Source organism: Neobacillus dielmonensis, from assembly GCF_000612665.1.
Taxonomy (GTDB): Bacteria; Bacillota; Bacilli; order Bacillales; family Cytobacillaceae; genus Neobacillus; species Neobacillus dielmonensis.
Window position 1 is genome coordinate 61,561 of record NZ_HG942066.1, and the last position, 19,657, is coordinate 81,217.

Sequence of the window (19,657 nt, forward strand, 5' to 3'; positions counted from 1 at the left end):
TTTATAGATTTGCCTGTGAAAGGGTGGATGGTAATAATGAATAACAACGGAAGTGATGACTGGGAATTACGAGAAATGGAGAAATTACTTAACTTCTATCCTTATCGTGTAAAAATTTCTATTAATCCTTATGGCCACCAATTTCAAAATAAAATAGTCTTTATTAGAAAAGAACGTTCGGTTGTATATAAGTCCGTTCCTTTGGACGCAATCTTTCCATCGGCTGAAGCTGTCATGTTATACCTTCAATCATTTATCGATAAAAGTATCAAATGGAATTTATTGTTTTTTTATCACGAATGCATGGATGCTTTTCATAGATTTCAAAATACCCTGTTAGATTTAGAAACAGACGACAGCTTTCCTAAAGAAAAATGGAAAAAAGAACTGCGGAACATAGAAAAACAACTGATATTGAAAGTTAGTGACAATATTATAGGAGGTGTAGATAATTTGAATATTAATTTATCAGAAGAAATTCAACGAGAGATTGATCGCTTAGAACCGATGGCTGGTTTTTATTACAACCCTGAAACTAACCACTTAACAGAGATTCAAAGTTCATTAAGGGAGCTGCAATCACAAATTCAAGGGGATTTAAAGAACAATAGCCGTGTTACCTTTAAGCTCATCCAAGAACTGCAAACGCAACTGGAGGAGTTCAGTCAAAATACAAATCAGCCACAAGAGGACCTAGCGGCTGATGCAGTGTCTCAATCGGCCAAACAATTGGACAAGCTTAAGCTTGTCACACTTGAGATATTCGATATGCTGGATTTAGTCTATCAAGCTTCTAAACAGATAAACAATCCAACTTGGACAAAAGAAATCGAGAATGCCGTCCAAAAAGTTTTAACCATCCTTGCAAATAATGGACTTGCCGAAATTGCCGTTGAAGGCAAACTCACGAATGGGGAAGTTATGGAGGTTATTGGAACGGTTCCTAAACAGGATGTACCAGATGAATACCAATTATACCAAGTATATGCAGTTCACCAGCGGGGCTTTATGGATAAAAGTACAGGTAAAGTAATCCGCAGAGCAAAAGTTACAACGGTTTTATAACTATATCTTTATTGGGGGATTAAACAATGACCATCATTGGAATTGACTTAGGGACAACGAACTCTGCTGTAGCGTATTTAAAAAACGGAAAGCCAGAAATCATTACGAATAGTGAAGGTCAAAGAACCACTCCTTCGGTTTTCCAAATCAGCCTCGACAATGAAATCATAATTGGTAACTCAGCTAAAATGGCTAGTCCGGGCCTTCCGCATTTGACAATTATGGAGGTTAAACGATTAATGGGATCAGAGGAAACGGTAATGGCGGGGAATGAAGTGTACCGTCCAGAGGAAGTTTCTGCCCATATTCTAAGATATTTGAAAAAATGTGCCGAAGATTTTCTTGGACAGCCAGTTACGGAGGCGGTTATCACAGTTCCTGCTTACTTCTCTGACTCACAGAGAAAGGCCACCCAAAAAGCAGGTGAATTAGCAGGACTTAAGGCGGAAAGGATCATAAACGAGCCAACAGCTGCTGCGATTGCCTATGGTATGGAGAATATTGATAAAGATATGAACATACTTGTCTATGATCTCGGCGGAGGAACTTTTGACGTATCAGTGGTTGAAATTTTTGACGGAGTCGTAGAGGTAAAAGCAAGTGCAGGAGATAACCATCTTGGGGGAGTCGACTTTGATAACGCACTAGCAGATTGGATTATTGATAATTACAAAAAACAAGAAGGAATTGACCTTTATTCCATTGGGACTGCGCATGAAATTAACCAAAGAAGAGCAAGGATCAAACTAGAAGCGGAGAATATCAAAAAAAATCTTTCTGTCCAAAAAACAGCATCCATTAATTTACCATTCATCGCTATTCATAATAATGCTCCTATCAGCATCAACACTTCCATCACCAGGGAAGAATTTGAAGATTTAATTCGTGATATGATCCTTAAAACAATGAATGAAGTCGATAAGGCATTAACGGACGCGAAACTTTCCGTTTCTAACGTGGATGAAGTGCTTTTGGTCGGAGGTTCCACTAGGATACCAATGATCCAACAGCTAGTAGAACAAAAGTTTAATAAGAAGGCAAAAAAGGATTTAAACCCAGATGAAGCAGTTGCACTTGGTGCTGCTATACAGGGTGGTATTAAGAGCGGTGAAATTGATTCGTCACAAGGAATAATGGTTATCGATGTATGCCCTTATACATTAGGGACGGAAATTGTTAAATCGATTGGCGGCCAGAACGTACCTGGTTTCTTTGATCCAATCATTCCACGTAACAGTTCGATTCCGATTACAGAAAGAAAAGTTTATTATACAGCAAATGATTATCAAACCGGCGTGAATGTAAATGTCTTCCAAGGTGATAATCCTTATATTGACCAAAATATTTTTCTAGGCGATTTTATTCTTGATGGCATTCCTGCTGCTCCTAAGGGTGAAGAGGCGATAGAAGTTAAGTTTTCCTACGATATTAATGGAATCTTAGAAGTTGAAGCAACCATTGTGAGCACTGGCAAAAAGGCTTCGACTGTCATTAAGTCGCAGGCAGGTGTCATGTCGGATGAGGAATTAAATTTGGCCAAGGATCGGATTGAGAAGGAGTGGGATCAATCTGATCTATACAATGAAGTAAAAAGTGTTATTACCAGAGGGGAACGGATGCTTTCTGAAACCACTGGAATGGAGCAAGAGAAGTTATTCTCCCTTCTTCAAAATATTAAAATCGCACTAAGCAAAAATGATCGTGAACTTGTTAAAAAGTACGAAGAAGAACTAACTGACTTGTTAATTGAATTAGTATAGAGGTTCGAGATGAAACAATTAACCGATAAATATAATCAAGCCTTAGCCTTAATTAGAAATAATCAGATGGATCGGGCCCAATCATTACTAGAGACGATCCTCTCCATTGCTCCTTTGCATTCACAGACACTTTGGACAATTGGTTTACTGGAAGTAATGGTTGGAAAGCCACTATCAGGATTACGCAGATGGGAGCGGCTTAATCCTGATGAATTTCCCCAGCTGGCGGCCAAAAAAGAGCTGGTTCAATCTCTGTTAGGCAATTATGAGGAAATTCAATTGCTGTATAATAAGGCCCTATCGTTTGCTAAAGAGAGGAAATATATAGAAGCAAACGAAGTAGTATCAGCCATATGGAATCAGTACCCTGGAATTCCTTTGCCAGAAGAGATATATAAGCTATGCTTGTTGATAAAATCGCTCACCGAGGATCAACAACAAATAGTTGAATGGCTAGACACTGCCCCTGATTATATTAAAAACTCTCAATCAATTTTATCGATTATGCAAAAATGGAATGAGAAACAAGAAGAACAAGCAAAAGGGTTGGAAGAGGAAGAGAGCCCTAAAAAGAGAAAATCACTTATCATTCCAACCGTTGCAGCTGGCGCAGTTGGTGTAGCAGCTGCCAGCCTCTTTATTCTTTATAGTGGAGTTTTCAATAATCAAGCGGGCAATAAGCCAGCAGCTGCCGTTTCTCCCAAAACGGAAACTGCATCATCGAAACAAGAATTATCACAGCTTGAATCAAAGGTCTATTCTTTGGAATCTGAAAAAAAACATTTTCAATCCGAAATGGACAAATTAAATGAACAGCTGGAACAAACAAGCGGAAGAGATGAACTTTACCAAAAAGCAGGTATTAATCTGGAAGCAATTGAAACGACAAAAGCGAAAGAAGCCTTTCAAACCGGGTATCGTTACTTGAAAAACGATAATCTCAACAAGGCTGCAGATCAGTTGGAATTAAGTTTGTCCCTGGATGCAAATCAATACTTTAGTGACGACGCGGCCTACTTCTTAGCCTTAACCCAATATGACTTAAACAGCTTAAACTTGGAAGACCCAATCTACCAATCATTCCAAAACAATCAAGGAGAGCATTATCGTCAATCTCCGTATAAAGACGATTTTCTTTTACTAAAAGCACGGAATGAATGGAGAGCAGGCGACAAAGACGCGGCACTTAAAACCATTGAAACGATTAAAAATGAGTATCCGAAGGAATGGACGTTTGGTGCGGCCACAAGCTTAGAGCATACCATTTTACAAGGCTCTTAAATATGTTTTTTATTATTTTCATAAAGAGTGGGGAACAACGGGGGAATTGCATTGATTTCAGGAAATTATTATGAAATTTTAGAGGTTGACCAGACGGCATCCTCTACCGATATAAGAAGAGCATATACGAGAAAAATTAGACAATATTCAAATGAAACTCACCCTGAAGAATTCCAAATCATTTCTAAGGCCTACAAAACTTTGGGTAATGAGGAAAGCAGAAGGGAATATGATCATTCAATTCAAGATAATGGACGATATCAGGAACAGCTCAACGAATTAGAAGATTATGTAGAAAAAGAATATTACGATCTTGTTATCAACCGAGCTGAGTCGCTTTTAATGGAGTATCCTAATGACCCAGCTATTTTATACTTCCAGGCAATCGGCTATGAAAACCTTGAGCGATACCCTGAAGCAGAGAGGATCCTGAAACGGTTAGTTTTAGAATTCCCAGATAACGAAGCCTATACTTCATCACTTGCCTTTGTCTACATGGAAATAAAGGATTATGAAAAGGCCCTTAAATATCTTGAAAAATTAATTGCAATAAATTCTTTGGAGAATAATTACTATCTCCGGTTATCGAATTGCTACTTACAGTTACAGCAACATTCAAAAGCGGCTGATGTGTTGGAAAATAAACTTCGACTCCAAGAAACCATTTATGATTTTCCACTGCTTACGGAGTTGTATTATCTAACCGTTATCATGGAGCGGGATGATTATCATCAAAAGGTTGTGTCCCGTATTAAAGCCTTGCCAAAGAATGATGAGGAAAGAAATAAATTACTGAATTTAATGATTGATCACGCGGCTTCCATGGAAATTGATCATTATATGGTGAAGGAAATTATTACTATCATTGATCAAATTAATATCAATCATGACCCTGACTATTCCAACTGGGTTCGAGAATCAAGAGCGAAATTAGACCCATCTAGATTCTATTATGGGGACCCTGAACAAAGCAATTCGTCTTACCAACCGGATATGGCAGTTCAAACACAAACGGCTGCAACCGTTGCTCAAGCGGAACGCGGCTCCGTGTTAGTATCGATTATTTTAGGAATCATCTTATCGTTTATCGCCACCCCTATTGTCGGAATTATTGCTGGATTTGTATATTACTTTTTCGCTGGAGCCATTAAATCATTCGTAAAGGGATTAGGGTGTTTAGTATTTGCCATTATTCTTCTTGTGATTGTTATCAACTCTTGCGGTTTGTAAAGGAAAGCTGCTTAATTGCAGCTTTTTCCTTTTACTATTCACGGACACTTTTATAAAAGGGAGAGTAGCAAAGTGACACATCCGACCGTAGTGAATGAAAAATCCTATTTGATTGTCCCGTTCGCCTATAATTTGAAATATAAACAAGCAGTGTCAGCGATAGATTTCGAATTTTTTGAACGAGTACAAATAAGAACAGAAAGATTATTTGATCATATCGAAAAGCTTGTCGCAATTGGTGAGGACACGCCCGAGTCGATTGGCAGCCATTTTCGGATGAAGCAAAAAGCAAGGACAGTATATAATTTACCAAATAAAAATGACCTAATGCTGACCTGTAAAACAAAACAAAACGAATATCAATTTTCTGTGAATACAGTCGATCTGTATTTATTTGAAACTCAAGTGGGATTTTGGTGTATTCAACTTGGTTACCCAGATGGGATTACTATAGAGAAATTAATTGAAACTAACTATTATGCCAAGAAACTATCACAGTTTGAATATGAACTATCGTTTGAAAAGAAAATATCAAAGAATGAAATCATTAAACAACCTGTAGATCTTGGGGCAATAATTAATGAACTCTCAAACCCATTCCAGGTTACGACATTCTTTGAAGGGATAAAAAATAATCCAAGTCAGGCACTAGTTTATACTTCTGCAAAGATAGATGAAATTAGCGTTGAAGAGTCTTCTCTTGCTTCTTATCTTTTCCAGTTAAGGAGAAGCTTCAAGTCTACTTATAAGCCTAGCAAGTTAGAGGAGGATTTCATTGGCAATCAGGGACTTTTGCCACTGTTTCATAACAGTTATTGGGGAATCTCGTTAGAAGGTTTGGCCAATATCGTAACCAAAACAGAGGATCCTAAGACAGAGCAATTTTTTACATCAACCTACTTTCATCAAATTGAAACAACCTATTTATATTTATATATTTTAGGTTTGCATCAAAAATACGCTTTATTGAGGTTTACCTATTTAGCTTCCAAACTATCGTATGAAATAGATTCATTTAATAAGGATTATTCGCAGCAAAATTCGTTGATAAGTGAGTTAAGGAATCAAATTATCCGTTTTATGTTAAGAAGTTCTTATACACAGGTATCTAATAACACCCATTATGCACAATTATATGAGGTGGTGCGCCAAAATTTAAGGATTAATGACCTCTTTAAGGAACTTCATGATGAATTGAGTGCCATTTCTTCCATTACCCAAGTGGAAGAGCAAAAACAACAAAATGAATTGGAGAAAATCAGGAGAGAGCAATCGGAAAAATTCAATAATAGAATTACGGCGATTACCACGTTTTTCCTGCCAATCACAGTTATAACCGGATTCTTTGGAATGAACCTGGCCTTTATTTCAAAAAATGATGATAAGTGGTGGTTGTTTGCACTATCCACCATCTTGGTCTACCTATTTACCTATTGGAAGAAAAAAGATTAGTAATAAATCATTAAATATCCCTCCACCTAAAGTTCCCATTTAGGAGGAGGGATATTTTTTTAAAGGCTCTTTTCTAAAGGACTGTTGCTTTTTCTACTATCAGAAAAGTAAAAGCATATTGCCTATATATAAACGACCGAACCCTCAGAAAAAGTGCCAGCCCGATCGTTAATAGCCCTTATTGTAGACCAATAGTAGGAGTTGGATATAAGGAGGGTAAACAACGAAGTATACAGAAACAGCCTTTTAGAAGGGCATAATTCCTAAGGTTGTTAATACCCTTCCTTGAGAAAGCGGTTTATAGTTTGAAAATGGTCACATTTCATTCACATACATTGTGAAATTTTTCACAAAGCGCTTACATTCCTTTACATATTTTCTGAACGGATTAAACTAAGCTTATAAAAGGTTCTAACTTACAAAACCCGAAGGGATGAGAACAGAAACCCCATACTTATTGTGGCTTATTGTTTTATTACATCTTGTGAAACACTTCACAAACGTGGTGTTTTAGCAACATTGCCAACTTGGGAATAGTAAAAGACTTTGTTGGCAGCTCTGAGTTATTGATATCTACCATTTTATATATTGAAGGGAGAAATTCATCATGAATATTGGAAAAGTAAATCGGGTCGTATTAATAGGTACAGGAGCAGTGGGCTGCAGTTACGCTTACTCAATGATCAATCAAGGAGTCGCTGAAGAACTCGTCCTTATTGATGTGAATGAAGCCAAAGCAGAAGGAGAAGTGATGGACCTCAACCATGGAATGCCATTCTCTCCGTCACCAATCAAAGTATGGAATGGAACATATCAAGATTGTGCAACTGCCGACCTTATTGTTATTACTGCAGGATTGGCCCAAAAGCCAGGGGAAACCCGACTTCAATTAGTAGAAAAAAACACCAAAATTTTTAAAGAAATTGTCCACAACATTATGGAAAGTGGCTTTGACGGAATCTTCCTGGTAGCAACAAACCCAGTTGATATTTTAACCTATGTTACTTGGAAGGAATCTGGTCTTCCAAAAGAACGGGTCATCGGTTCAGGTACAGTACTAGATTCCGCCCGGTTACGCTTCAATCTTGGCCAGTATTTCGATGTCGATACAAGAAATGTCCATGCTTATATTATTGGAGAACACGGCGACACCGAGCTTCCGGTTTGGAGCAGCACTTCTATTGGGGTCGAAAAACTTGAAACTGTCCTTACCAAGAAAAATGACATAAAAAAAGAATGTTTAGACAAAATTTTCGTGAATGTTCGCGATGCGGCCTATCACATCATTGAAAGAAAAGGTGCCACCTATTATGGAATCGGTATGTCGCTGGTCCGGATTACCAAAGCCATTCTAAATAATGAAAACTGCATCTTAACAGTTTCATCCTATTTGGAAGGGCAGTATGGGCATCATGATATCTTTATCGGGGTACCTGCTGTCATTAACCGTAGCGGGATTCGCGAGGTCATTGAAATTGAGCTCAATGAAAAGGAAAAAGCGCAATTTGACCACTCTGTTTCTGTCCTAAAACAAACAATGGAACCAGTCTTGGTTTAAAAAATAACAGCTAGTAAGAAGGGTGAACAATGGAGACACGTATAGATACAAAAAAGGGTTATTTCATGATGGCAGTATTATGGATGGCTTACGTAACCTTTGCGATGAACTGGGTGGCTGGATCTTCCTTAACACCGCAAATCACAGAAACCTTTTTTGATGGACCGGTCAATCCACTTATTTCTCAATTAGTCAACTATTCGATCACAACTGCCCGCGTTTTTGCCAACATTTTAGCGGCGGTTGTGCTAATGAAATTGGGTCCAAAAAAAGCGGCAGGTACGGCGATTGGCCTGTTAATGATGGGGCTTGTGGCTATCTATCTGCCCAACTATTGGGCCTATACAGCTGCAAGAATGGTCATGGCCGTAGGCGGCTCCATGGTTATTGTCTATATGAATCCTGTTGTCGCCCATTATATTACCAATTCAAAGACCAAGCTGCGCATGAACGCAGCCAACACGGTTGCCTATAATGCCGGAGCCTTCATCGTGGCTGTCCTATTTACAATTTTTGCGAAGCAAATGGTGGTAAATTGGCGTCTGACCTTAACATTCTTTGCTTCTTTAACCATTTTGTTTTTTGCCGGATGGCTGTGGAAAGCTGAAAACTTTGAAACAAAAGAGAATGATAATGGAAAAGGGGAGGCATACGGTTACAAGGATGCCCTTAAAGATGGATTTATCTGGCGTTACGGCATGGCCTTTGCATCATTTTTAACCTTGTATGTATTATCGCTTGTAAGCTTTAAAGCCATATTTGACCAATATACGTTATTAAATGGCTCAGTTACCAACTTATTAATTTCCGGTTTTGGTATTTTGGGGACATTTGCAGGAATTACGATTGGAAATAGAGGGGTGCCGCGTAAGCCTGTTCTTATAGGAAGCGGAGTTGTAATGGTTGGCGCGTTTGCATTAGCCCTTGTCTTTGCCAATAGTGTTCCGCTCCTATCTTATACGTTGATTGCGATTTCTGGGTTTGCCATGTATATTCAATACCCCATCTTTTTGAATCTTCCCCATGAATTGAAGGGGATGACACCGCAAAAATTAACCATCATGTTCGGGCTTTTTTGGGCGCTGGCCTACGCAGGTCAAACCATTGCTACAATTATATGGAGCTATATTTTAGGCACTGCTGGCTACACACCGGCCATGATTTTCTTTATTGCTGTTTCAAGCCTATATATTTTCTTAGCAGCTACGTTCCCAGAAACGAGGCAAAAAGACGCAACTATGATGAAAAAAGCGGCCTAGTACAAACTTTAGAAATAATAAAAAACAGGAAATCATCACGATTTCCTGTTTTTTATGGCTATTAGTAGATGACTACCGGTTCATAGGTACTAAGGTTTGCATACACGGTTTTCATGACGCTTGGCGGGGTATTGACGCAGCCATGCGATCCATCGTTAAGATAGGCATTGCTTGCCCAGTTGCTCCTAAAGCTGGCATCATGGAAACCTTGGCCATCATTCGTGAATGGAGCCCAATATTGTACTTCCACTCGATAACTTGGTTTTCCTCCGAGTTCCCTGCCTGTCAGAATGGATGGCGACTTCTTATAGAGAATGTACCACACACCTGGTGATGTATCATGACCGGTGCTGTGCTTACCAGTCACAACATTGGTTGTGACCATCAATTGTCCGTTTTTGTAAATCCAAATTTTTTGTTCGGAAATGGAAACCTCTGCATACGTATCGCCGATACCGTTGTTGGTTAACGTGTCGTAACCGTAGCCTTCGCCTTTCCAGCCGTGCCCAATAACATTTGAAGCCGCAATCGATTTTTCTCCGTTTTCAAAAGCTTTTTGTAGCTGTTCCGTCTCTTTATCCACGTCTAGTGCCCAGCCATACCCTTGTCCTTTAACCGAAATAACAGAACCAGAATGAGTTTTGAAACTGAAATTTTTATTTAGTGTGGCTTGTGTGTTATTAATTTCAGCAACTTTGGTTTTTATGTCATCTGCATTAATGGACACTTTTAAATCTTTTGACACCGTAGCAGTTTTAATGACTTCACTGCCTTTTAACGGATAAACTTTATCTTGTACTTTATACTCAACTGATTGATCAAGAAGTTCCTGCAGCTTTTTCTGTTCATTTTTGACAATTTCGCTGTCTTCTCTAACAGGTTGTATGTATACGGGTTCTAAATGAATTTCACTGATATATTCCTGCTTTTCGTAATCCTTTAACAAGCTTTCCACATCGTACTGTTCCCCGTCAATGCTGGGAGCAACTACAATCTTGCCTTCTTCCAAATGGGCCATGGCATCTTGGGGTGCTGTTAAAGTCTCGTTCAAGGATACCAGCTTTTCTTCGACTTGTTTTTTCAAGGTTTGGGAGCGATATTCGTCCATTTTGCTTGGCATGATGGAATAACTTTTTTCCTTTGAGGAAGGAAAAAATGTCCACTGAGTTTTTAATAATTTTTTAACACCTGGCAAATCTTTCTCAGTAAATGCCATTTTCATGTCATCGCCATCGATAATTTGCTGTTTTCCGACATAGACGGTGTTTTTTAAGACAGTCGTTTTTAATTTTTTCAGTGCCTCCTCTGCTGTAAGACCGCCGACTTTGGTGCCGTTTATCTGGGTATTGGAATTGAAATGAGTTGCCTGGTAATAGCTGATGCCCCCGAGTATAAATGCAATAATAATGATGATAATGGCAGTAATAAGCAACCATTTCCCAGGCCGCTTGGATGGATTGACTCGGTTCCTACTTAATCCCTCTACCGATTGAGCTGTTACAGTTTCCATTTTGTTACCATACCCCCGATGACCTCGTAATCCTGCGAATCCACGCCTTTAGCATAGACCTTTTGTTTTGAATAGAACTAATTATCATTTTACCTTTTTATTAAAGTTCGCACTACTATTCTACTAAATTTTAAAGGGTGAAACTTAAGTTTCTATTAATTTTAAAAAAAATAGGCGAATAGATACAATATTAGACGAAAATTGTCCTGTATTGGTTTCAAAATTGGTAATTCCTTCTTAAGTTTTTTCTTTGTCAATCGGAAATTTCAAAGGAAGCAAAGGCAGTAACAGGGGTAGTTCGATATAATTACATTAACGTTTGTAGATTGCAGTACGTTAAAAAAAAGCTGACATTAGAAAGTCAGCTTTTTTATGTTGGGAACTTGCCGTTTCCACCATCAATCATCAGCGAAGCCTTATAATAAATGCTGGAATAACCCCGTTATATAGGAAAGCCCTTTTATACTGAAGGATTTAAACCAACTGACTTTACCTGGTTTTAAGTTGGGGTCCTCTATATACGATTCATCCTTTGCCACCTTTAAGCTCTTTTTAACATATTGGCTCATTTCCTTTTCGAGATTTTCGGTAAATTCCACGCTATCAATGACGACCATGGACTCAGTATTTAAAAACGCAGATCTGGCATCCATATTAAATGCTCCAATCGCACTTAATCGATCATCAAAGATAAATGTTTTGGCGTGTATGGAGTCTGAACCCTGATATTCCAATATATTTACACCCTTTTTTACCATCCCGTTAATATGTTTAATATGTCCTGAGTAAGCCATAACATTGGCAGTCGACGCTAATGAGTTCGTTAAAATCGTTATCTTTTCGGGAGGTACGTGTAACGGAACCATATAAGGGAGCATCGGTTTCGTTGGAATCACATACGGACTTTGAATGACTAAGGACTTTTTCGAATTCTTCATGAGATTTGTTAAATCATACCAAGCCCAAGGTTCTTTATTAAATCTTTGTATAGGATTAAAGATAAAGGTAATTTTGTTGGTAGGAAGGGACATTTTTACCCAATCATAATAATGATTAAATAATTTTTTATCCGTATTTCTTAAATTCTCTAGTTTCTGTTTTAATTGTTGATTGGCTTCTTTTGCTTTTTTTTGCTGGCGTGAGGATAGCTTTTCTGAAGCAGCCTTTGTAATGGGATGATTCCAGACTTCAGTAAAGTAGCCTTCCATTTGTTTTAGAACACTGCCTTCCTTCGTTTTGGGGTCCGTATTAATAATCAGAACATCGCGGTCATTCGTTGGGAATTTTTCACCTTTTTCAACAAAATAACGGTTTCCAATATTTCTTCCGCCGATAATGGCATACTTATGATCGATAATAAGTAATTTATCATGTAGTCGATTATTCCATGTCCAAGGAAGAATAGGATTTAATGGTTCATAAAATTTCATTTCGATATTGGGATGATTAATTAACGCATACTGATCATCTTTTAGACTAAAACGAAGACCATGGAAAATTCCATCCAAAAGGATCCTTACCTTTACGCCACGATCCGCTGCATCTAAAATCATTCCTAATAGTAAATCAGTAATATATCCTTTATGAATTGCATAATAGGCGATATCAATAGACTCCTGTGCATTTTCGATTAAGTTAACACGGGCAAGCCCAGAAAATGTTTTTTCTTCAAGTAGAATCACGCGATCCTGGGATAACTCATTTCCATAGAATCTTTCCACTTTATGTTGTTCCTTAAAGGTGCTGCTTACCTGCGGATGGTTATCTTTGAAAATAACAATACCGAATATGGTAATATACAGTAAATATAAAATGAGAATCAATATAACCGTTCTCTTCACCTTTTTTATCGAATATACCTCCTTTTTAACACCTGTAAGACCATAATAATTGCTAATAGTTTGTTCAACCTTTTTTTAAATATGAAAGGAATAAAAAGAGGTAGGGTTAGTTTACAGCAAAGAAGCAAATGGAATGGGTGCAACTCAATGGGGATTAATTAATCAGAAGTAGGGCTAAGAAGTAAAGTTTTTTATTACAATAAAGAGGGGAGTTTTTTCAATAAAGTATCTTCTAATAAAAAAAGAGAGCGGCGAACCACTCACTTCATCACTTTAGCGATTGAAAGAAACGCTATTTTTCAATATGTTATGGTTATGTTCCCTTATCTTTCTACCAATTCAAGTTTCTCGCCATTTGGACCTTGGAAAAAGGCGATTTTAACGGTATTATTTAAAATACTTCGAGGTTCCTCATCTACTAATTTGACGCCAGCTTCTTTAAGGCGTTCGAGTTCTGCTTCCATGTTTTTAACAGTAAAGGCCAAGTGGTTTACGATTCCTTCGCTTTCAACCGGGCCGCCGAGGAGCAGTTCAACCTCTACACTTGGCTGCTCTGGAAAAAATAAGAAGGCAAGCTCAACCGTGTCATTTAACCATTCTCTACTTCTTAATTGTAAACCGAGGATGTTTTGATAGAAGGCTAAAGACTCGTCCATGTCCTTAACCATAATTCCCACATGTTCCATTTTCACTATGCATTCCTCCTGACGGAAATAGTATGTATCGTACGTCTATATAATAGTCTATATTTGACTGTTCCCATAGTGAAAGATTCTACGGCAAGAACCAAGAGGTAAGTAGGAAAGAAGCTAACCGTAACGAACACTATTCGCTAAGGTATTTTTTATAGATAGAAAAGGAAAAGCAATAATGCTGATAAGGGAAGGGGGAAAAAAAATGAACGGATTTACTTATAGGAAAGACTACAAGGATGACGAGAACCTTAGAAAAAGCTTCAATGAGCTAGCTGCGATGGTTTTTGGCATCAATTTTGAAGATTGGTATCAGAAAGGATTTTGGAGTAACCGGTATATTCCATTTTCTTATATTGATGGAGGCAAGGTTGTTGCAAATGTTTCCGTCAATGTGCTTGACTTCGTGATAAATGGTGAGAAAAAAAGGGCATTGCAGATTGGCACCGTGATGACCCATCATGATTACAGAAACAGAGGACTCTCTGGTAGTTTGATGAACAAAGTTTTAGAGGAATACCAGAACTACTACGATTTCATGTACTTATTTGCGAATCCATCTGTTCTAGATTTTTATCCTAAGTTTGGGTTTAAACGAGTCGATGAGTATCAATATTCAATGGAATTCCTACCCGGTCATACAGATAGTTCAGGTATTCGTAAGCTCAATGGAAAAAAAACAGAGGATCTTGACTTTATATATCAATTTGCAAAAGAAAGAATGCCGGTTTCCAAAATTTTTGGAACAGAAAATGCTCAAGGCATCCTTATGTTCTATTGTTTATACGTTTTTTACCATGATATTTATTACTTAGAACAAGAGGATGTCATTGTCATTTATAAGAAGGAAGAAGAACAAATCGACATTTTTGATATAATTTCAAAAAAAGAGATACATATTGAGGAAGTTCTTACAAAGATTTCTGACGTAGATACCAAGAAAGTCGTTTTTCATTATACGCCAGATTATATAGGGATAGAGACAAAAAGAGATATTTATAATGGGGATGAAGTGTTATTCGTAAGAACTGGTGGAGACGATCTCTTTCCATTGCAAATTAAACACCCTATTACCTCTCAAGCATAAAAGCAAGTTTAAACAGCCAGGGGTTAATAAACCTACGGCAATAAGTCAAAGAGAGGACTTTTATTGCCGTAGACGCAACTGGCCCAGGATGTGGCGAACAACGAGATTCCTTTATCCAAGCCTATGCTCTTATTAGGCTAAGTTCTGAAGTGGTAGCTTTCGGAAATTTGCTTTCAAATTCATTCACTTTTATCGGTTTGCTAAAATAATAGCCTTGGCCAATGCGGCAATTTAACATTAAAAGATGCTGAAGCTGTTTCTCAGTCTCAATCCCTTCTGCTACAACTTTTAAACCTAGGATATTTCCAATTTCAAGAATGGCCATGACTAATAGATTTTCTTTAGGATGCTCTAACAGATCACGTACGAATGACTGATTGATTTTTATGGTGTCAATTGGCAAGTCCTTTAGAACATTAAGAGAGGAATAGCCGGTTCCAAAATCATCAATGGAAATGCTGACCCCAATTTCTTTTAACGACTTTAGGATGGGAATAGTTAACTCGGTATCAGCGATTTCACTCTCCGTAATTTCAATTTCAAAGAGATTTGGATCAATATGAAAGATAACCAGACCGGAACGAATGGTTTGGACTAAATCCTTATCACGAAATTGCCTGGATGAAACATTAACGGAAACTCTCATACAAGGATAGCCTTGATCTTGCCAGGTTCGCATTTGCCGCAATACCTCATGGATTACCCATTTCCCAATGTCAATGATTAGTCCCGTTTCCTCTGCTATAGGAATAAATTCCGTAGGTGAAATCAGGCCTAACTCAGGATGCTCCCAGCGAATAAGGGCTTCCATGCCCACTATTTCAAAACTATCCAGCTGAAATTTTGGCTGATAGAACATGTGCAGTTCTTTATTTATTAAAGCTTTTCTTAATTCAGACTCCAGTCTCGATTTCCTTTCGATCTTCCATTCCAGTTCTTCATTAAAAAATTTATAGGTGTTTTTCCCATCCAATTTTGCGTAATACATGGCTGTGTCTGCAAACTTTATTAAGTCGGTTATATCATGCGTGTGATGGGGGTAAAAGCTGATGCCGATACTGGTCGTAATCCAAATTTCGATCCCATTAATAGAATAGGGTTCTTGGATCCTTTTGATAATGGCTGCTGCTAGTTCTTTTATATAGGTTATATTCGTGCATTGAATAATAATAATAAATTCATCGCCGCCGTGATGGTAAACGTTAATCATCTTATCCTCAAAGGAGAGCAGCCTTTTAGCAACATTCTTCAATAATTAATCACCAATATCATGGCCATAATTATCATTTATCATTTAAAACGGTCTAAATCAAGAAATAAGAGAGAGGTTTGCTTTTCATCTTGCTTAATACTAGTAAGATCATGAATTAATTTCCTTCGGTTTGGCAAATTGGTCAGATCATTATGTTCGGCAGCATATTTCATGAACTCTTCATAATTTTTTTGCTCCGTAATATCCCTAAAAATGCAGATGGTATTTTGTGATTCTTTTATCATGGATAAAGATATTTCCTGAGGAAATGTGGTGCCATCTTTTTTGATGCCGACCGCCTCACCTTTCCAATAACCTTGCCATGATTCAGGTATGGATGCGCCGTCAAAGTCATGAATGGATTCATTTACATAACAATCCCGCAATTGTAAAGTAAAGAACTCCTTTTTAGGATAGCCGTACAATTTGGCCAGCGCCTCATTAGCAAATACAAATTGGCCTGTTTCATTGATAATTCCGATTGCATCCCCAATCGTATCCATAGCAAAGGAGTAATCTTTTAGTACCGTTTTGGTTGATCCTAGTTCTTTTTTTGACATTCGATATTTATCAATCTGAGTCCCAATAAGCCAGCCAATCCCTCCATTGATAAAAAGAGAAAGTACCGCTTCGAATGAAAAATTTCCTGTGGGAATAAAACTAAACAGTAAATTGAAGAAAAAGATAATCGCTGATAAACACAGCCTCCAGAAATATCGCATAGCTCTTCACCTTTCCTTTACTAAGGTGCATGTATTTAAATATAGGGTTTGGGTATTTATATATTTGTTAACTTTATAGGTCTATAGTTTTATGTTAATGCAAGATGATGGTAATGTTTGTGACGGAATTTTGAACATTTATATAAAAATCACAATACATTGATTGAATGGTTAGGATGACTGTACCGAGCGGATGGTAAGAATTCATTCATGATTGTTCATGAATGATGCAGACTATATATAAAATGGAAAAGGAGCATTGAAAATGCCAACTAATTTATATGCAAAAGAAAATACACAAGAATTAACCAAATTAAAAGACCTTGCACCTGAACCATTAAAGGCCTTTAATGATTTTAATGCAGCTGTTTTTCAAGATGGAGCTTTATCCAAAAAGGAAAAAGAAATCATTGCTGTTGCGATTACCCATGTAACACAATGTCCTTATTGTATTGATGCCCATACAAAGGCTGCGAAAAAAGCAGGAGCGACATTAGAAGAATTAGCTGAAGCTGTATTCGTCACGGCTGCAGTCGAAGCGGGCGGCACGGTTACCCATAGCACGCATGTGCACAATGCAAAAGATAATGAAGCATCAGATGTACTTTATGCTCGTTCTAATTTAAAAAACTTAGGCCAATTAGCCAAGTTTGCTCCAGATGGTTTCAAAGGCTATCAAGCATTTAGTGCGGCAGCCACAAAAGCAGGAAAACTAAGTGCTAAAATGAAAGAAATCATTGCGGTAGCAGTTGCTAACACGACTCAATGTCCCTATTGTATTGTTGTTCATTCCAAGAATGCCGACAAACAAGGTGCAACAAGTGAAGAACTTGCGGAAGCCATCATGGTAGCTTCTGCCGTACGTGCAGGAGGAGCTTATGCTCACATGGTTAATATGATTCAAAGCTATCAAGATTGAGGTTGCATTTTTTGCGTCTTTCAAAAATAGAAAATCAACGAATAGCTAGAGAGATCAACATAAAAGGCTGCCAAGCGACGTCATTCAGTGATAGTATGGTCGTCGAAATCACTCAAGCATGTCCGTTAACATCGATCATTACGGTATCTTTTCAAGATTGATTTTCCTGGTCTCGGAATTTTTGAAGGAATTTAAACAATATTGAAGTACCTGATGCTTTGTGAAAAAAGACTATCATTCCGGGGAGAAGTGACTGGCACTGTTCGCCTACTTTCCAGGCATAAAGTGGGAGATTTATAACCAAGACGGAAAAAATAGTAAATGATTCGAATAAGACTTCTAAAAAGTATCATCATTTTGAGCAACTACAAATTAGGTCAATTCACGCATTATTATTATTGAATAGTTTATAACAGTAAAGAAAAGCTAATCATTGAACATTGAATTGAAATGAGGGAAAAATCTAATGCCTGCAAATAACGCACCAATTACAGTTAATGCCTATATTAATGGTCAAAATGTTGAGTCGAGTAAACATGTTCCACGTGAAAATCCAGGAAATCCAGACGAAATTGTAGGATATTTTCCAGACAATACGCTTGAGGAAGCAAAAGCAGCCATTGATGCAGCTGAGGAAGCATTTAAAACATGGTCAAAAACATCTGTTGACGAAAGAATCAGCAAGATGAAATCTGCTTCTGAAAAAATTAAAGCAAGGATTGATGAACTCAGTGTTCTTTTAGCTCGTGAGCACGGAAAGCCTTTGTATGATGCAAAAGGTGAAATTACCATTTCAACGATGTGGATGGATTACCAAAGTGGAATCGTCAAAGAACAAATAAAAGATAACGTCTTTGAGGATGAAAACGGCAGGGTTATTGTCGCACATGATCCCGTTGGAGTCGTGGGTGCGATTACGCCTTGGAACTATCCAATTATTTTGTCATTAGTGAAGGTCGTTCCAGCGTTGCTCTGCGGGAACACGATGGTCGTCAAGCCTTCTCCGTTTGCACCATTTGCCATTCATAAAATTATTGAAATCATTGCCGCAGAATTTCCAAAAGGTGTACTAAACATCGTGCATGGAGGAGGTGAGGTTGGCGCGGAACTTACCTCCAACCCTAAAATAATGAAGGTCGCCTTTACTGGAGGTACCAAAACCGGGTCAACGATTATGAAAGCTGCGGCAGACACCATCAAAAAAATCACCCTGGAATTAGGGGGAAATGATCCAGGAATTGTTCTGGAAGACTTCGATCTCAATGATGAAAAAGCATTACGCCGCATGGTCATAGCCAACTTTCTCACCGGCGGTCAAATTTGCATGATTGCCAAGCGTGTCTACGTACATCGCTCTATTTATGATGAATTTGTAAAAAAATATATCGAAGCGGCAAATAAATGGATCCGCGTTGGCGATCAACTCAATCCTGAGGCTACCGTTGGTCCTGTCAATAATGCAAAACAAGTCCAATTCGTTCAAAGTCTTTTGGAAGATGCGAAAAATAATGGATGTGAAATTATTAAGTTAGGGACCATCGTTGATGAAGATATTTTTAATAAGGGGTACTTTTTGCAGCCAACCCTTGTCTTGGGCGCCGATTACAACAGCCGTATTGTAGTGGAGGAGCAATTTGGTCCGGCTGTGCCTATCCTGCCTTACGATTCTGAGGAACAGGCCATTGCAGAAGCAAATAAAAGCGAGTATGGGCTTACCTCTTCTGTATGGGGGGAAGAGGAACACGCCATTCGGGTTGCACGCCAAATTCAAGCAGGTGTTACCATGATTAACACTGCAGCGTTACAAGGATTTGATATCCGTTTTCCGTTTGGCGGCGTGAAGCAATCAGGTATTGGCAGGGAGTTCGGGCCGGGGTCATTCATGGCTTATACAGAAGAGCATGTGATGACTGTTCCCAAGAGTGGCGACCTGCCATATATTCCGAAATAGAGAACTAAATTCTAAAAAACAAAAATAGAGCATAGGTACACTTTGGTACTTATGCTTCATTTGTGTTTAATCCATTCA

The 19,657-nt window shown here is 38.1% G+C and carries 15 protein-coding genes; 10 read left to right on the plus strand and 5 right to left on the minus strand.

Annotated elements, in window-relative coordinates; all coding sequences use genetic code 11:
- The first annotated feature begins 36 nt into the window (after positions 1-36).
- The 7 genes from BN2425_RS12830 (at position 37) to BN2425_RS12860 (ending at position 9,605) form a co-directional block, all read left to right on the plus strand.
- Positions 37-1,065, plus strand: coding sequence for a nucleotide exchange factor GrpE (locus BN2425_RS12830; protein WP_042459997.1), 1,029 nt, complete (start codon positions 37-39; stop codon positions 1,063-1,065).
- Positions 1,066-1,091: 26 nt separating this feature from the next.
- Positions 1,092-2,825 carry an Hsp70 family protein gene (locus tag BN2425_RS12835; RefSeq protein WP_042459999.1) on the plus strand — a complete coding sequence of 578 codons (1,734 nt, stop codon included), beginning with the start codon at positions 1,092-1,094 and terminating at the stop codon, positions 2,823-2,825.
- A 9-nt stretch (positions 2,826-2,834) separates the two neighbouring features.
- Positions 2,835-4,106, plus strand: a complete 1,272-nt coding sequence (locus tag BN2425_RS12840) for a tetratricopeptide repeat protein (RefSeq protein WP_042460003.1) — start codon at positions 2,835-2,837, stop codon at positions 4,104-4,106.
- A 51-nt stretch (positions 4,107-4,157) separates the two neighbouring features.
- Positions 4,158-5,336, plus strand: coding sequence for a DnaJ domain-containing protein (locus BN2425_RS12845; protein WP_042460006.1), 1,179 nt, complete (start codon positions 4,158-4,160; stop codon positions 5,334-5,336).
- Positions 5,337-5,408: 72 nt separating this feature from the next.
- Positions 5,409-6,788, plus strand: coding sequence for a CorA family divalent cation transporter (locus BN2425_RS12850; RefSeq protein WP_042460010.1), 1,380 nt, complete (start codon positions 5,409-5,411; stop codon positions 6,786-6,788).
- Between the two features lie 607 nt (positions 6,789-7,395).
- Positions 7,396-8,346, plus strand: a complete 951-nt coding sequence (locus BN2425_RS12855) for an L-lactate dehydrogenase (protein WP_042460012.1) — start codon at positions 7,396-7,398, stop codon at positions 8,344-8,346.
- Positions 8,347-8,375: 29 nt separating this feature from the next.
- A complete protein-coding gene (locus BN2425_RS12860; RefSeq protein WP_042460016.1) occupies positions 8,376-9,605 on the plus strand; it encodes an MFS transporter in 1,230 nt (409 codons plus the stop codon).
- Between the two features lie 61 nt (positions 9,606-9,666).
- Here BN2425_RS12860 and BN2425_RS12865 read toward each other — a convergent pair whose 3' ends face one another.
- The 3 genes from BN2425_RS12865 to BN2425_RS12875 all read right to left on the minus strand — a co-directional run bounded on the left by BN2425_RS12865 (position 9,667) and on the right by BN2425_RS12875 (position 13,642).
- A complete protein-coding gene (locus BN2425_RS12865; protein WP_042460019.1) occupies positions 9,667-11,115 on the minus strand; it encodes a L,D-transpeptidase family protein in 1,449 nt (482 codons plus the stop codon).
- Between the two features lie 416 nt (positions 11,116-11,531).
- Positions 11,532-12,938, minus strand: coding sequence for a phospholipase D-like domain-containing protein (locus BN2425_RS12870; RefSeq protein ID WP_154663503.1), 1,407 nt, complete (start codon positions 12,936-12,938; stop codon positions 11,532-11,534).
- 341 nt (positions 12,939-13,279) lie between these two features.
- Positions 13,280-13,642: a VOC family protein gene (locus tag BN2425_RS12875; protein ID WP_042460469.1), complete on the minus strand. Its 363-nt coding sequence runs from the start codon at positions 13,640-13,642 to the stop codon at positions 13,280-13,282.
- A gap of 211 nt (positions 13,643-13,853) precedes the next feature.
- Here BN2425_RS12875 and BN2425_RS12880 point away from each other — a divergent pair, with 211 nt between their 5' ends.
- Complete coding sequence (locus BN2425_RS12880) at positions 13,854-14,735, plus strand: GNAT family N-acetyltransferase (protein ID WP_042460024.1); 882 nt, start codon at positions 13,854-13,856, stop codon at positions 14,733-14,735.
- A 121-nt stretch (positions 14,736-14,856) separates the two neighbouring features.
- Here BN2425_RS12880 and BN2425_RS23100 read toward each other — a convergent pair whose 3' ends face one another.
- Entirely contained in the window at positions 14,857-15,987 is a 1,131-nt protein-coding gene (locus BN2425_RS23100) for a putative bifunctional diguanylate cyclase/phosphodiesterase (protein ID WP_235714629.1), read from the minus strand.
- Between the two features lie 38 nt (positions 15,988-16,025).
- The gene (locus BN2425_RS23105; protein WP_235714630.1) at positions 16,026-16,709 is read right to left on the minus strand and encodes a PAS domain-containing protein; all 684 of its coding nucleotides are present in this window, start codon (positions 16,707-16,709) and stop codon (positions 16,026-16,028) included.
- Between the two features lie 265 nt (positions 16,710-16,974).
- On the opposite strand from BN2425_RS23105, the gene BN2425_RS12890 reads away from it, so the two are divergent.
- Together BN2425_RS12890 and BN2425_RS12895 are read left to right on the plus strand one after the other, a co-directional pair.
- Entirely contained in the window at positions 16,975-17,628 is a 654-nt protein-coding gene (locus BN2425_RS12890) for a carboxymuconolactone decarboxylase family protein (RefSeq protein ID WP_042460026.1), read from the plus strand.
- A 466-nt stretch (positions 17,629-18,094) separates the two neighbouring features.
- On the plus strand, positions 18,095-19,579 hold the full coding sequence (locus tag BN2425_RS12895) for an aldehyde dehydrogenase family protein (protein WP_042460029.1): 1,485 nt from the start codon (positions 18,095-18,097) through the stop codon (positions 19,577-19,579).
- Positions 19,580-19,657 lie beyond the last annotated feature (78 nt).

Coding starts and splice junctions, on each gene's coding strand:
- BN2425_RS12830 (WP_042459997.1), top strand. CDS start 37: ATGAATAACAACGGAAGTGATGACTGGGAATTACGAGAAATGGAGAAA.
- BN2425_RS12835 (WP_042459999.1), top strand. CDS start 1,092: ATGACCATCATTGGAATTGACTTAGGGACAACGAACTCTGCTGTAGCG.
- BN2425_RS12840 (WP_042460003.1), top strand. CDS start 2,835: ATGAAACAATTAACCGATAAATATAATCAAGCCTTAGCCTTAATTAGA.
- BN2425_RS12855 (WP_042460012.1), top strand. CDS start 7,396: ATGAATATTGGAAAAGTAAATCGGGTCGTATTAATAGGTACAGGAGCA.
- BN2425_RS12860 (WP_042460016.1), top strand. CDS start 8,376: ATGGAGACACGTATAGATACAAAAAAGGGTTATTTCATGATGGCAGTA.
- BN2425_RS12865 (WP_042460019.1), bottom strand. CDS start 11,115: ATGGAAACTGTAACAGCTCAATCGGTAGAGGGATTAAGTAGGAACCGA.
- BN2425_RS12875 (WP_042460469.1), bottom strand. CDS start 13,642: ATGGAACATGTGGGAATTATGGTTAAGGACATGGACGAGTCTTTAGCC.
- BN2425_RS12880 (WP_042460024.1), top strand. CDS start 13,854: ATGAACGGATTTACTTATAGGAAAGACTACAAGGATGACGAGAACCTT.
- BN2425_RS23105 (WP_235714630.1), bottom strand. CDS start 16,709: ATGCGATATTTCTGGAGGCTGTGTTTATCAGCGATTATCTTTTTCTTC.
- BN2425_RS12890 (WP_042460026.1), top strand. CDS start 16,975: ATGCCAACTAATTTATATGCAAAAGAAAATACACAAGAATTAACCAAA.
- BN2425_RS12895 (WP_042460029.1), top strand. CDS start 18,095: ATGCCTGCAAATAACGCACCAATTACAGTTAATGCCTATATTAATGGT.